Origin of the sequence: Hymenobacter sp. 15J16-1T3B (genome assembly GCF_020711235.1) — a bacterium.
Taxonomy (GTDB): Bacteria; Bacteroidota; Bacteroidia; order Cytophagales; family Hymenobacteraceae; genus Solirubrum.
Window position 1 is genome coordinate 206,609 of sequence record NZ_JAJFAV010000008.1, and the last position, 13,624, is coordinate 220,232.

The window sequence follows — 13,624 nt, forward strand, 5'->3', positions numbered from 1 at the left end:
TCTCAGGAAAAAGCGGGGCTCGTCGGCCTGCCAGGACCGGAAGCAAAGCGGAACTTATCCTCCGGGCTAGTCGCCGGTCAGGGCACAAAAAAACCGGCTATCGACCCGAAGAAAGGGTACGATACGCCGGGCACACACCCGGCTTCGCTGCGCGTTTTCCTAAGAAAAGCGGATGGGCGGAGCTTTGTTGGGGTGATTGGCAAACGACTGCTCGGGGCCGGCATTCGGGCCGCGGGCGGGGGTGAGCGTGGGCTCGTCGGCCGGGAACAGCAGGACCCGGTACACGACCGCGAAGTCGGCGCCGAGGCTCAAATCCAGCGGCGGTAGCTTGGCCTTGACGACCGGGGCGTGGTCGGCCTGCGGATCGGCCTGCACGGTCTGCAGCTTCTTCTTGCACAGGCCGGCGCGGGGCTGCTCCTGGCGCGTCCCGGCGCCCGGCTCCGCTCCCGGCGTCCGCATAGCCAGGGGCTGGCAATGCAGGTAGATACCCGCATAGAGCAGCAATAGCAAATGGGACAACAGACGGGGCATGGCAGTAGAGCTGGAAATACAAATGTGCACACTTCTGCCGTAACGCTCGCGGGCCCCAAGCCCGCTGGCCCGAGTGGCGAGCCTGAAAACCGGGTGATTTACAGCCAGCCCGCCTGCTGCAAACCGTAGCCCAGCAAGGCCCCGCCCAGCACCAGCCAGGCCGAGTTGACCTTGTAGCGCAGCAGCAGACCGGCGCTGACGAGGGCCAACGCCACCGTCGGTAGATCGAGAAGGGCCGTACGGGCCAGCGTGAGCGAGACGGCCGCCATCAGGGCCCAGGAGGCGGCGTTGAGCCCGTCGAGAAAGGCCCCGGCCAGCGGCGACTGCCGCAGCTGGGCAACGAGCTTGGTGCTCATGCCCACGAAGACAAAGGCCGGCAGGAAAATGCCCACCGTGGCCACTAGCGCCCCGCGCCAGCCTTGCAGCACGAAGCCCACGAAGGTAGCCGTGGTAAACACCGGCCCCGGCGTCACCTGCCCCACCACCACCGCATCCAGCAGCTGCGCCTGCGTCAGCCAATGGAAACGCTGCACCAGGTCGGCATCGAGAAACGCCAGCAGCACGTAGCCGCTGCCGTAGAGCACCGAGCCAATCTTGACGAAGGCCAGCCCCAGTGGCAGCAGCCCCAGCGGCGCGGCTCCCCCCGGCGTAGCGGCCGGGCCCGGCCCCAGGCCCAGCGCCACCGGCAGCAGCGCCAGGGCCGCTACCGCGCCCACCAGCTTGAGCAGGGCTGGCGGCACTTGCTTATGGGCCAGCGTGGGCCAGCGCAGCGCCCCGGCTGCGAGGCCCGCCGCGAAGAGCAGCACCAGCTCGTTTACGCCCAGCAGGCCCAGCCCCAGTGCCGCCCCGGCCATAGCCCGCAGGGGCCAGGTGGTCAGCGCCGAGCGGCCCAGGCTCCAGAGCGCCTGCGCCACCACCGCCACGATGACGGGCTTCACGCCGTAGAGCACGCCCGTGAGGGCCGGCAGCGTACCGAAACGCACGTAGGCCCAGGCAAAGGCCATGACGATGAGCATGGCTGGCAGAATAAAGCAGGTGCCGGCCACCAGCAGCCCCGCCCAGCCGCGCCGTGCGTAGCCGATATGGATGGCCAACTCGGTGGAGTTGGGGCCGGGCACCAGATTGGCGGCGCTGAGCAAGTCCAGAAACTGCTGCTGGGTAAGCCAACCCCGCCGGCGCACCACTTCCTCTTCCATCAAGGCAACGTGGGCGGCGGGTCCGCCAAAGGCCGTGGAACCCAGGCGCAGAAACAGCAGCGCCAGCTCTGGCAGCGACGTGGAGGGCAGCGACATCCGATGATTAGCGTGGTAAGGAGAAGTACAAGGCAGGAGCCAATATCCCGGTCCGCGGCACAACGCCCCCGGCAGGTCTATAACCTGTCTCGTAGGGGCCGCCTTGCGCATGGCAGCGAAACTGGCTTAAATGACGCTATAAACGTCCGATTCAGACTTCCCTCCTATGCGGTGGCAACCTGGTGGAACCAAAACCAGGAGCCGATTTGTATACATGAACAAATGATCATACATTTGCATCAGCATATGAGCCCGACCCACGCCCCCGACACCGAACTAAACCTCACCACCGAGAAGATGGAGAAGGTGGCGTTTATCCTCAAGACCACGGCTCACCCTACCCGCATTGCAATCGTGCAGTTGCTGTCCAATCATGAGAGCCTGTCGGTAACGGATATCAGCGAGAAGCTGGGGGTAGAGCAGAGCCTGCTTTCCCACCACCTGTCGGGCATGAAGCTCAAGGGTATCCTCAGCTCCCACCGGGACGGCAAGAACATCTTCTACGCCCTGAAAATGCGCGAGGTAGTCGACGTGATTCAGTGCCTGGCCGCCTGCACTTTCCTATAGGAACCGTGGCCTTTTTTTTGGCCTAACACATGAACAACTTTTCATAAATTCATACGTTCAGATGTTTTCCACGTTTTCCGTCTTTGGCTACTTCGCGGCCATCTTTATTGGCCTCTCGCTGGGCATCATGGGCGGGGGCGGATCTATCCTGACGGTGCCGGTGCTGGTGTACCTGATGGGCGTGAGCCCGGTACTGAGCACGGCCTACTCGCTGTTCGTGGTGGGCTCCACCTCGGTAGTAGGCGCCTCGGGCTACTTCCGCAAGGGGCTGGTGTCGCTGCGCACGGCCGTGGTGTTTCTGCTGCCTTCGCTGCTGGCCGTGTTTGCGGTGCGCAAGCTGCTCATGCCGGCCATTCCGCACGAGCTGTTTACCGTGGGCAGCCTGGTTGTGACCAAAGACCTGCTGGTGCTGGTGGCCTTCGCGGTGCTGATGGTCGGGGCCGCCGCATCAATGATTCGCGTGAAGCAGGCCGAGGCGGTGCTGGACGACGAGCTGCACCACTCGCACGCGTTCAACTACCCGCTGATTCTGGGCATTGGCCTGGTAGTTGGCACGCTTACGGGCTTTGTGGGCGCGGGCGGCGGTTTTCTGATCATTCCGGCCCTGGTGTTGGGGGCGCGCCTGCCTATGAAGCTGGCCGTGGGCACCTCGCTGGCTATCATCGCCCTGAACTCGCTCATCGGCTTCACCGGCGACCTGAGCGCGGGCACGCCCATTGCCTGGCGCTTTTTACTTGGCTTCCTGGCCTTTGCCCTGGGGGGCATCGTGCTGGGCACCTATCTGGCCCGTTTCATTCCCGGCGCCAAGCTCAAGCCGGCCTTCGGCTGGTTTACCCTGGCCATGGGCGCCTTCATCCTGCTGCGTGAGTTGGTCTTTACGCCCTAAGCCCCGCGCCGGCTCCCTCCTGTTGCTTTCCTCACTTCCCAACGACCTCCCATCATGAAAATCGAACAGTTTGAAGACAAGGGCCTGGCCCACTTCTCCTACGCCATCCTCAGCGAGTGCGCCCGCCAGATTGTGCTCATCGACCCGGCCCGCGACCCGCAGCCCTACTACGACTTCGCCCAGGCCCACGACGCCCAGATCGTGGCTGTCATCGAGACGCACCCGCACGCCGACTTCGTCTCCTCGCACCTGGAAATTGCCCAGACCACCGGGGCCACCATTCGGGTGAGCAAGCTGCTCGGCGCAGATTATGCCCACGAAGCCTTCGACGAGGGCCAATCCTTTGCGGTGGGCAAGCTCACTTTCCGCGCCCTGAACACGCCCGGCCACTCGCCCGACTCCATCAGCATCGTGCTCAGCCGCGAGGATAAAGACGAGGCCGTATTCACCGGCGACACCTTGTTCATCGGTGACGTGGGCCGGCCCGACCTGCGCGAAAACGCGGGCAACCTGACGGCCAAGCGCGAGGAGCTGGCCCGGCAGATGTACCACTCCTTGCGCGACAAGCTGATGCCCCTGGCTGGCACGGTGCTGGTGTACCCGGCCCACGGCGCGGGCAGCCTGTGCGGCAAGGCCCTAAGCGGGGCCAACAGCAGCACCATCGCCGACGAGAAATTCGGCAACCCGATGCTGCGGCACCTGAGCGAGGCGGACTTCGTGCAGGAGTTGCTCCAGGATCAGCCCTTCATCCCCAAATACTTCAGCTACGACGTGGCCCTGAACAAAGCCGGGGCCCCGGCCTACGCTCCCAGCGTGCAGCAGGTGCCGCGCCTGGCCGCGGGCGCGGCGCTGGAAGCCGGCGTGCTGGTGGTGGACACCCGCCCCGAAGCCGACTTCAAACAAGGGCACGTAGCCGGGGCGCTGAACATCCAGCAGGGCGGCAAGTTCGAAACCTGGCTGGGCTCCATCGTGGGGCCGGAGGAGCGGTTCTACCTGGTGGCCGCCGACGAGGCGACGCTGGAAGACCTGATCCGAAAAACGGCCAAAATTGGCTACGAGGCGCTGATCAAAGGCGCGCTGGTGGGCACGCCCAACGTGGCTGAAACGCTGCCCCAGCTCGACGTGGCGCAGTTCCGCCAGCACCCGGCGCAGTACACTATCGTGGACATCCGCAATGCCTCGGAGCACCGCGACGAGCCGCTGTTTGCCGGTTCGCTCAACATTCCGTTGCCCGAGCTGCGGGAGCGGGCCCAGGAAATTCCCACCGGCAAGCCCGTGGTGGTGCACTGCGCCGGCGGCTACCGCTCGGCGGCGGGCAGCAGCATCGTGGCCGACGCCCTGCCCGGCACCGAGGTGCTCGACTTGAGCGAGGCCGTGAAAACCTTCCAGTCGGCCCCGGCTGCCCACTAACGCCGCTGGTGCCGGGCAGGCCGCGCCGACGCGCGGGGCAGCCTGCCCGGCACCAGCGGCTTTATAAATCCCTTCACCCTGCTGCTTTCTCTTGTTGCCATGTTTGGTTTGTTTCAAAGCGCCGCCCCGGCCTATAAAAACCTCACCCCCGCCCAGTTCGCCATGGCCCTGCGCCAGCCCGGCGCGGTGCTGCTTGACGTGCGCCGCCCCGACGAGTTTGCCGCCGGCCATCTGCCCGGCGCCGTGAACATCGACGTGACCAGCCCCGACTTTGCCCGGCGCGTGGCGGCGCTGGACAAGACCCGGCCCACCTACGTGTACTGCCGCAGCGGGGCCCGCTCGGCCAACGCCGCCACCCAGCTCACCAAAGCCGGCTTCGGCCAGGTCAGCAACCTGCTCGGCGGCGTGCTCGACTGGCCCGATAAGCTGGTGCGGTAGGCCTCTTTCTTCCTCCCAATTGCTCCTTTCACGAGTACCGGCCGGCAGCTGCTGCGGGCGGGCCGGGCTCCTCTGTCCCTTCCCCATTCGTTTCTGACCGCTCTCATGCTTGAAATACTGCGTCAGCCCTGGCCCTGGTACGTGGCCGGGCCGCTGATTGGGCTGACCGTGCCCGCGCTGCTACTCGTCGGCAACAAGGCCCTGGGCATCAGCTCCTCGCTGCGCCACGTGTGCGCCGCCTGCGTGCCGGCCAATATTCCCTTCCTGACTTACAACTGGCGCTCCGAGGCCTGGAACCTGTTCTTCGTGCTCGGCATCGGCCTGGGCGGTTTCCTGGGCTACCAGGTGCTGGGCCACCCCGATACCGTGGCCATATCGGCCGAGACGGTGCGCGACCTGCAAGCCCAGATGGGTCTGACCGACTTCTCGGGCCTGCTGCCCCGGGAACTGTTTGCCCCGGAAAACCTGATGAACTGGAAAGGCTGGGTGTTTCTGGTGCTCGGCGGCTTTCTGGTGGGCTTCGGCACGCGCTACGCCGGCGGCTGCACTTCGGGCCACGCCATTTCGGGCCTGTCCAACCTGCAATGGGTGTCGCTGGTGGCCGTCGTGGGCTTCTTCGCGGGCGGCTTGCTGATGACCTGGGTCTTTTACCCGCTGCTGTTTTAAGCTGTACCTGCCATGAAAAACCTCACATACCTGGTGCTGGGCGGGCTGTTCGGCCTCATCCTCACGAAAAGCGAAGTGGTGAGTTGGTGGCGCATTCAGGAAATGTTCCGCTTCCAAAGCTTCCACATGTACGGCGTCATCGGCTCGGCCATTCTGGTGGGCTTGGTGTCCGTTCAGCTCATCAAGCGCAACCGCCTCAAAAGCCTCAACGGCGAAACCATCACCCTAGCCGACAAGAAATACAACCACGGCACCTGGATTGGCGGCACCGTCTTCGGCCTAGGCTGGGCCCTGACGGGGGCCTGCCCGGGGCCCATGTTTGCCCAGCTGGGCAGCGGCGTAGCCGGGGCGGCGGTGCTCATTCTGGCTGCCTTGGCCGGCACCTGGACCTACAGCGCCCTGCGCGAAAAGCTGCCGCACTAAGCTGTTTTGCTTGACTGCCGGTTTCCGTCCCCGTTTTCGATGATCCGCTGGTTTCTGCTGGGCGCCGCGCTGCTGGCCGGCGCCCGGCCCGGTATTGCCCAATCCACCGCGCCCGACACGCTGCGCCGCGGGCTTGGCACGCCACCCGTTGCCGAGCAGGCAGCCCCGGCGGATTCCACGGCCGGCCGTACCTTGGGCAACGCCCTGCGTCGGGGCCTAGTGGGGGTACGGGTCCGCACGGTATTTATGGCCACGCTGAACCAGGGCGCGGCGGCTGATTACGTTGCGCAGGGCGTCGGAGCGGCCCTGGGTTACGAAACCCAGCCCTGGCACGGGCTGCAGGCAGGGCTGAAAAGCTCCTTTCAGCAACGGCTTTACGCCAACGAGCTAGCCGCCGTGCCCGGCCGGCCGGAAAGCCGCTACGAGCTGAGCCTGTTCGACCTGGAGCACCCGCGCCGGCAAGCCCTGCGGCCCCAGGTCGAAGAGCTGTGGCTGCGCTGGCAGCAGCGTTCGGGGAAGCTGCAGCTCACCTACGGCCGGCAGCGCCTGGACACGCCATTGCTCAACGCCCAGGATTCCCGGCTGCGGCCTAACGTGGTGCAAGGCCTGTGGCTGGCGGCCAAACCGGACGCCGCTACCACCGTGCAGGGTGGCTGGTTGACCCACGTGGCCCCGCGGTCCGTCGGCCGGTGGTACCGCCTCGGCGCGGCGGTGGGCCGCTACGGCATGGGCGTGGCCACCGACAGCGCCCGCGCCGACTACCAGGGCCACGTGCCGACGCCCGGCCTGGCGGTGCTGGGCGTGCGCCGCACGCTGGGCCCGCGGGCTACGATGCAGCTCTGGCAGTACTGGGCCGACCACCTGCTGGCCACCAGCCTGCTGGAAGGCACGGTAACGCGGCCTCGCCCGGCCGGCACCTGGACGGCCAGCGGCCTGCTGCTCTGGCAGCACGCGCTGGCCACCGGGCGCGGGTTGCCGGCCGCTCAACGCTACCTGGATCCGGGTGAGCAAGCCCGCGCCCTGAGCTTGCGGCTGGCCTACCAGCGCCGGGCCTGGCAGCTGGCTGGGCACTACACGCGCCTCACGGCCCACGGCCGCTACCTGTTTCCCCGGGAGTGGGGCCGGGAGCCGTTTTACACCACCCTGCCCCGGGAGCGTATCGAAGGAGCTGGCGACGTACATGCCCTCGGGGCTACTGTGGCTTGGCTGCGCCCCCACGCGCCCCGGCTGGAAGCGGGTTATGGGTACTACAACCTGCCCCCGGCGGCCTGGCTCAACAAATACAGCCTGCCGGACTTTCACCAGCTCAACCTCAGCATGAGTCACCGCTTCGCCGGCGCGGCCGAGGGGCTGCAGCTGCGCACCCTATACACGGCCAAGTGGGGCGCCAACCGGGCCACTTACCTGCCGGCTCGTGCGGTTAATAAAGTAGACTTGCACCACCTGACCGTGGCATTGGAATATGGCTTCTAGCCCGAGCCGGCTCACGGAGTCCTACGCCGTGCCATAATAACTAGCCCACTATGACTCCCCGGCTCGGATTACGCGCTAACTGGCGGCAGTTCGGCCTGCTGGTAGTGGTTAACGCCTTCGTGGGTGGTATGGTGGGGCTGGAGCGCACCATTCTGCCCCGGCTGGCCGAGCAGGAATTTCATCTGGCCGCCCGCTCGGCTATTCTGTCCTTCATTGTGGTCTTCGGGCTGACGAAGGCCGCCGCCAACTATTACGCCGGGGCTTGGGCCGGCCGCGTGGGCCGCCGCAACGTGCTGCTGCTGGGCTGGCTGCTGGGGCTACCCGTGCCGCTGCTGCTGCTTTGGGCGCCGAGCTGGGGCTGGGTTATTGCGGCCAACGTGCTGCTGGGCCTGAATCAGGGGCTGGCCTGGTCGAGCACGGTGGTGATGAAGATTGACTTGGTCGGCCCGAAGCAGCGCGGCCTGGCCATGGGCCTGAACGAATCGGCCGGCTACCTGGCCGTAGCGGCCACAGCCTTCGGCTCGGGTTGGCTAGCCACCGAGTACGGGCTGCGGCCTACCCCGTTTTACCTCGGCCTCGGGCTGGCCATTATGGGTCTACTGAGCTCCTTCTTCGTGCGCGACACCCGCCACCACGTGGCGCTGGAAGCCGCCCAGATGCCCACTGAATCGGCGGGCGGGACGCGGCTGACGTTGTGGGACGTGACGTGGCGCCGCCCCAACCTGGGTGCCGTCACGCAGGCCGGGCTGGTCAACAACCTCAACGACGGCATGGTGTGGGGCCTGCTGCCGCTGCTGCTGGCCGGCAAGGGCTTTTCACTGACCCAGATCGGGACGGTGGCGGCGGTATACCCGGCCGTGTGGGGCCTGGGCCAACTCGTGACCGGTCCGCTGGCCGACCACGTCTGCAAAAAGCACCTGCTGTTCGGCGGTATGCTGCTGCAGGGCGCAGTATTGCTGGCCATGCTGGGGGCGGCTTCGTACCCGGCGTTTCTGGGGCTGGCCGCGCTGCTCGGGGCGGGTACGGCGCTGGTGTATCCCACCTTCCTGGCTGCCATTGCGGAAGATGCCCCGGCAACTCAACGCGCCCGCAGCGTGGGCATCTTCCGCCTCTGGCGCGACGCGGGCTACGCCGTCGGCGCCCTGCTGACCGGCGTGCTGGCCGACGCCCTAGGCCTGGAAGCGGCCGTAGCTGCCATTGGTGGGCTAACGCTGCTGTCGGCCCTAATTATTCAACAGCGCATGTACTGCGTGTCGACCGTGGAAAGCTCGGATGGAACAGCAGGACGCCGCACCGATCCACTCCTGCCATCCACCCACTTGTTAACCCGTTCACGCAGGATGGCAGCCCGAGTCACGGCCCTGCCGTCGCCAGTTGACTCAACTTTTTCACTTACCTCAGTGTGCCAGCAGTACTACGAGCCATACCCCTGCTCCTGCTGAGGTGCTATGTACATCAGCTACGCCTTTTTCGTGTCGATTGTAGTAGCCACAGGTCCAGCCACCCACGTGCTTCGTCACGACCCTACCACTTGGGTGTACATCACGACGGTTATGGTAACGGCCATGCTCTTGGTGCGGTTCTCGTTTCGCTACCCGCGCATGCTCTCCCTAGTTACCGGCATTGACTCCGCCCCCGCCGTAGCAGGCCATGCCGCAAGCCTAAACGTCAGCCATACTTAACCTTTCTCCGCTCTTAGCCTATTTATGTTCTGCTTGTGCCTAACGGGTGGAGTGCGTTTATGGCTGGTCTGTCCGCGAACCCACCCGTAAGCGTACCCCGCCCGCATTAGCCCTCCCTCCTCTCGTGGCGGGCTAATGACCCGCAACGGCCCGCCGCTTTATTTGCACTCGATGCGGCCTTGCGGCTGGTCCTGGGCTTGCAGTGACTTTTGGGTGTGGTCCCAGCTGGCATCGGCCGGGTCGAGCGCCGTGCGCAGGTAGGCCAGAATGGTTTCCCGCACAAAGGCCACGCGAGCCGGGTTTTCGTCGTCGGTTTCGGCTACGTCGTAGCCCGAAATGCCGCCCAGCATGTGGCCGCTGCCCAGCACCGTAAACAAGCACTTGGGGCCGGGGCTGCGGTGGTAGGCATCGGTGCGCCAGTCGGCCCGGGCCGAAAACCGGTCGCTCCGGTCCTGGTCGCCGGCCACCACCAGCACCGGGGCCGTCATCGAGTCAAAGGTGGTGCCGCCCAGCACCGGGTAGTGCGCGGTGGCAAACGGGGCCAGGTCGGCGCCGTTGCCGGGCGCGCCCAGCATCACCCAGGCCCGGAGCCGGGAATCTACTTGGCCGCCGGTAGTGGTGCCAGTCACAGGGTCGGTGACGCGCATCCCGGCCAATTGGCCCACCGTGTGCCCACCCATCGAGTGCCCCATGGCGGCTATCCGGGTGCGGTCCAGGCGGCCGGCCAAGCCGGGGACGGCGGCCTCTACCTGGTCGAGGTGGTCGAGGATGACGCGCATATCGTCGGCGCGGGAACTCCAAAACAGAGCACCCTCCGGACCGTTCGGGTCGAGGCCCAGGGCCTTGGAGTCCTGGTGGGTTGGCTGCACGACAACAAAGCCTTCCGCGGCAAAGTAGTCGACGAGCGGGCCATAGCCCCGCAGCGAAGACAGAAACGTGGATTGCCCGTGCCCGTGCGAAAACAGGAGAACCGGCAGGTTGCTCCCCGTGGCGGGCACCGACACCTTCAGCTGCAGGGGTACTTGCCGGCCGGGCACCGGCAATACCACCGGGCTAAACGTAAGCACCGGAGTGGGCGCGATGTTGATATTGGCAATGGAGGATTGAGTTGACATGACGTTTGGTGTTGGTTGATTGACAGGTATTTGATGAAAGAAATAACCGGCTGCACCCCACTGACAGCGAAGTTTCCGGCGGCTTTTTCGCGGCCGGACCGCCGTTGCCTGAGCTGGAAAACCAGGGAAAAGCCGGTTGGGAGGCGGGGCTAGGCGGTAGCTTGCTATAGGCAGCCCGCCCATGCCCCTACCAGGGGATGTCGCCCGTTACCGGCGTGTTTTCCTCGCTGACAAACCGGCCCGTGGGGCCGTCTTCGCCCAGCAGGGCGTACTTGACCAGGCGGGCGGCGGCTTCTTCCACGGTGCCCGTGCCGCGGTGGTGGTTGAAGTCGGTGGCCGTGAAGCCGGGGTCCACCGCATTGACTTTCACCTTCGTCTCGCGCAGTTCGTAGGCCAGCACGATGGTGTACATGTTCAGCGCCGCCTTGGACGTGTGATACACCGCGGCTTTGTTGGGGTAGTACTTCCAGGTCGGGTCGTTGTGCCGCGTGAGCGAGGCCATGCCCGAGCTGACGTTGACGATGCGCGGCTGCGCCGACTGTTGCAGCAAGTCCAGAAATGCTTGGGTGACGCGCACCACGCCGAACACGTTGGTGGCGTACACGTCCTCGAACACGCCGACCGCGGTGCCGGTGGCCGACTGCGGCGCCCCGCCGTTGATGCCGGCGTTGTTGATGAGCACGTCGAGCACGCCGGTTCGCTGGCCGATGGTGGCGCGGGCGGCGTTGACGGATTCCTCGTCCGTGACATCAAGCTGCACGGCTTCGGCCTCAGATAGCCCTTCGGCCCGGAGTTGTTCGACGGCTTGCTGCCCCTTGGCCAAGCTGCGGCTGCCGATGTACACGTGGAAGCCCTGGCGCAGCAGCTGGCGGGCGGCCTCGAAGCCAATGCTTTTGTTGGCCCCGGTAATTAAGGCGGTTTTCATACGCTTTGTGGGTTAAAAGTGCCGCGTGCCGACGGGTCCTGGTGACCGTTTGCATCCGCTTTTTGTACACCACAAAGTTCCGGCGCTACCCGGGGCCTGCGTTAAAGGGAATCAAACCAAAAAGTATGATTATCAAACCTCGCTGGTTCGAAAGGCCTTCGGATTCCGGCCGGTTAGGCGCTTGAAGAAATTATTGAAGTAGGTGGGATAGTCAAACCCCAGGCCATAGGCAATGTCGGCCACGCTCCAATTGGTGTACTGCAGCAGGGCCTTGGCCTCGGCGGCCACGCGCTCGGCGATGTGCACCGACGTGGGCTTGCCGGTGACGGCTTTGACCGCGCGGTTGAGGTAGTTCACGTGCACGGCCAGCTGCTCGGCGAAGTCCTGCGCCGAGCGGGCGCGCAAGGGCTTGGCGGTGGTTTCAATGGGAAATTGCCGCTCCAGCAGGTCCAGAAACAGCTGCGTCAGGCGCAGGGCCGCGTTTTTAGCCGGCAGCCCCGCGGGCGAGGCCGGCTGGATGCGCAGGGCCTCGTGCAGCAGCAGCTCCAGGCAGGTGCCGAGCAGCTCGTTTTTGTGCGCGTATTCGCCCTGGTACACCGCCAGCATCTGCCGAAACAAGCCGGTCATGAACCCGGCCTGCTCGCTGGTCAGCGGCACGATGGGGGCGCCGTCGATCCGAAACAACGGGGAGTGGTGCAGCAGGTCGGTCCGCGGCCGGCCCGAAAAAAACGCCTCGGTAAACAGGCAGGCGAAGCGAGTGCCGCCCGTCGTGCCTTCCGCCACAGCGTGGGGCACGTGGGGATTGGCCAGGAACAAGAAGGGACCCCGGCCGTCGAGGGTTTGCTCGCCGTAGCGGATGGTTAGGTCCCCGGGCACCAGCACCATCTTGTAGAAGTCGCGGCGGCTCTGGGCGGGTCGGGGCGCCACGGTCCCGGCAATTTCGTACACCTTGAACCCCGTGGCCGGCAGGTCCAGGGTGTACGGTTCGACGGCTTGCGTGGGCGGGTTGATTTCCATGTCCAAAAGTAATAAAATCAAACCTAAAAGACAGCCGAGCGAAGGCTGTCCTCCGCGCACAAGGCCGGCCTGACGAGCTTCCTCAGAAAGGGACCAAGCGGCGGGGCCAGCCCAGCCGGCAAGTCGAGCAGGCGGCATTCCGCCTGGGCCAGCCGCTCGGCGGGCACCGGAATCTGGCCGCCCTGGCGGGTGAAGAGGAAGCGAACCAGGGCGGTGAACGCGCGCAGTTCTTCCTGCTGTTGGGCGCGGTTTGTTCCCAATGCTCGGCGTTGCCCGAGGCTGGGCCAGGCAGATGATACGTTGGCCCCCCGTGAAGATGCACCTGGGGTAAAACGCCGGGGCAGCGTGGCACGTTATACCCCGAAACTCCCGTATACCTCCCTCCTATGCCTGCCCTCCTTGGCACCCTGCGCACGGGCACCAGCGGCATCGTCGTGCCCGGCCCGAAGGCCACCTTTCCGGAGGCCTACCAGGCGACGAGCCGCCTCACCTACTACGCCACCCTGTTTAACTCGGTGGAGATTAACAGCACCTTCTACCGCATCCCCCAGCCCAAAACGTTTGCGGCCTGGGCCGCTGAAACCGGCCCTGCGTTTGACTTTACCCTCAAGCTGTGGCGCGATATTACGCACACCACCGCGCTTGCGGAGAACCTCTCCGGCGTGGTCCGCTTTCTAGAGGCAGCACGTGCGTTGGGCACCAAAAAAGGATGCCTGCTCATTCAGTTTCCGCCCAGCAACACCATTCGCCAGCTGCACGCGGTCAATGCCCTCTTGACTGCGCTGGCCGCGGCAGACCCCGCCCACGAGTGGCGCAAAGCGGTGGAGTTTCGCCACCCCAGCTGGTATGCCGATGATGCGTTTGAGATGCTGGACCACCACGGCGCCAGCCTCGTGCTGCACGACAAAGGGCCCGCCCGAAACGCCCAGCTCAACGAGGGAGCAGACTTTGTGTATATGCGCTTCCATGGCCCGCAGGGAAACTACCGGGAGTCCTACGAGCGCGGCTTTCTGTACGACCAAGCCGAGCAGATACACGACTACCTCCACGAGGGGAAAGACGTGTATGCCTACTTCAACAACACCATGGGCGCCGCGTTTGACAATGCCCAAGACCTGTACCGGCTGGTGGCTGAGCGGGCATGAGCTGTACGACGCGCGTCTGGGGCAAGGTGGCGCTAGTTTCCAGGGCCAGGTCGT

Annotated in this window: 15 protein-coding genes; 9 read left to right on the top strand and 6 right to left on the bottom strand. The window is 65.3% G+C overall.

The window, feature by feature from the left end; translation table 11 throughout:
- Window positions 1-159: 159 nt before the first annotated feature.
- Window positions 160-531, bottom strand: a complete 372-nt coding sequence (locus LJ737_RS15275; RefSeq protein ID WP_227767226.1) for a hypothetical protein — start codon at window positions 529-531, stop codon at window positions 160-162.
- 98 nt (window positions 532-629) lie between these two features.
- A complete protein-coding gene (gene chrA, locus LJ737_RS15280) occupies window positions 630-1,823 on the bottom strand; it encodes a chromate efflux transporter (RefSeq protein WP_227767228.1) in 1,194 nt (397 codons plus the stop codon).
- A gap of 246 nt (window positions 1,824-2,069) precedes the next feature.
- Between chrA and LJ737_RS15285 the strand changes: the two genes are divergently transcribed.
- From LJ737_RS15285 to LJ737_RS15320, 8 genes are all read left to right on the top strand, one after another.
- Window positions 2,070-2,390: an ArsR/SmtB family transcription factor gene (locus LJ737_RS15285; RefSeq protein ID WP_227767230.1), complete on the top strand. Its 321-nt coding sequence runs from the start codon at window positions 2,070-2,072 to the stop codon at window positions 2,388-2,390.
- A 61-nt stretch (window positions 2,391-2,451) separates the two neighbouring features.
- Complete coding sequence (locus LJ737_RS15290; RefSeq protein ID WP_227767232.1) at window positions 2,452-3,276, top strand: sulfite exporter TauE/SafE family protein; 825 nt, start codon at window positions 2,452-2,454, stop codon at window positions 3,274-3,276.
- Between the two features lie 54 nt (window positions 3,277-3,330).
- The gene (locus LJ737_RS15295) at window positions 3,331-4,686 is read left to right on the top strand and encodes an MBL fold metallo-hydrolase (protein ID WP_227767234.1); all 1,356 of its coding nucleotides are present in this window, start codon (window positions 3,331-3,333) and stop codon (window positions 4,684-4,686) included.
- 99 nt (window positions 4,687-4,785) lie between these two features.
- On the top strand, window positions 4,786-5,124 hold the full coding sequence (locus LJ737_RS15300) for a rhodanese-like domain-containing protein (protein ID WP_227767237.1): 339 nt from the start codon (window positions 4,786-4,788) through the stop codon (window positions 5,122-5,124).
- A 105-nt stretch (window positions 5,125-5,229) separates the two neighbouring features.
- The gene (locus tag LJ737_RS15305; RefSeq protein ID WP_410779954.1) at window positions 5,230-5,790 is read left to right on the top strand and encodes a YeeE/YedE family protein; all 561 of its coding nucleotides are present in this window, start codon (window positions 5,230-5,232) and stop codon (window positions 5,788-5,790) included.
- Between the two features lie 12 nt (window positions 5,791-5,802).
- Window positions 5,803-6,213, top strand: coding sequence for a DUF6691 family protein (locus LJ737_RS15310; protein ID WP_227767239.1), 411 nt, complete (start codon window positions 5,803-5,805; stop codon window positions 6,211-6,213).
- 39 nt (window positions 6,214-6,252) lie between these two features.
- Window positions 6,253-7,686, top strand: coding sequence for an OprD family outer membrane porin (locus tag LJ737_RS15315; RefSeq protein ID WP_227767241.1), 1,434 nt, complete (start codon window positions 6,253-6,255; stop codon window positions 7,684-7,686).
- A gap of 50 nt (window positions 7,687-7,736) precedes the next feature.
- Window positions 7,737-9,128 (top strand): MFS transporter, encoded by a 1,392-nt coding sequence (locus tag LJ737_RS15320; RefSeq protein WP_227767243.1) that lies wholly within the window; start codon window positions 7,737-7,739, stop codon window positions 9,126-9,128.
- A gap of 398 nt (window positions 9,129-9,526) precedes the next feature.
- Here LJ737_RS15320 and LJ737_RS15325 read toward each other — a convergent pair whose 3' ends face one another.
- The 4 genes from LJ737_RS15325 to LJ737_RS15340 form a co-directional block, all read right to left on the bottom strand.
- Window positions 9,527-10,483 carry an alpha/beta hydrolase family protein gene (locus LJ737_RS15325; RefSeq protein WP_227767245.1) on the bottom strand — a complete coding sequence of 319 codons (957 nt, stop codon included), beginning with the start codon at window positions 10,481-10,483 and terminating at the stop codon, window positions 9,527-9,529.
- 187 nt (window positions 10,484-10,670) lie between these two features.
- Window positions 10,671-11,408 (bottom strand): SDR family oxidoreductase, encoded by a 738-nt coding sequence (locus LJ737_RS15330; RefSeq protein WP_227767247.1) that lies wholly within the window; start codon window positions 11,406-11,408, stop codon window positions 10,671-10,673.
- A 132-nt stretch (window positions 11,409-11,540) separates the two neighbouring features.
- Window positions 11,541-12,425, bottom strand: coding sequence for a helix-turn-helix domain-containing protein (locus LJ737_RS15335; RefSeq protein WP_227767249.1), 885 nt, complete (start codon window positions 12,423-12,425; stop codon window positions 11,541-11,543).
- A gap of 23 nt (window positions 12,426-12,448) precedes the next feature.
- Window positions 12,449-12,685 carry a hypothetical protein gene (locus LJ737_RS15340; RefSeq protein WP_227767252.1) on the bottom strand — a complete coding sequence of 79 codons (237 nt, stop codon included), beginning with the start codon at window positions 12,683-12,685 and terminating at the stop codon, window positions 12,449-12,451.
- Window positions 12,686-12,811: 126 nt separating this feature from the next.
- On the opposite strand from LJ737_RS15340, the gene LJ737_RS15345 reads away from it, so the two are divergent.
- Window positions 12,812-13,570: a DUF72 domain-containing protein gene (locus tag LJ737_RS15345; protein ID WP_227767255.1), complete on the top strand. Its 759-nt coding sequence runs from the start codon at window positions 12,812-12,814 to the stop codon at window positions 13,568-13,570.
- Window positions 13,571-13,624 lie beyond the last annotated feature (54 nt).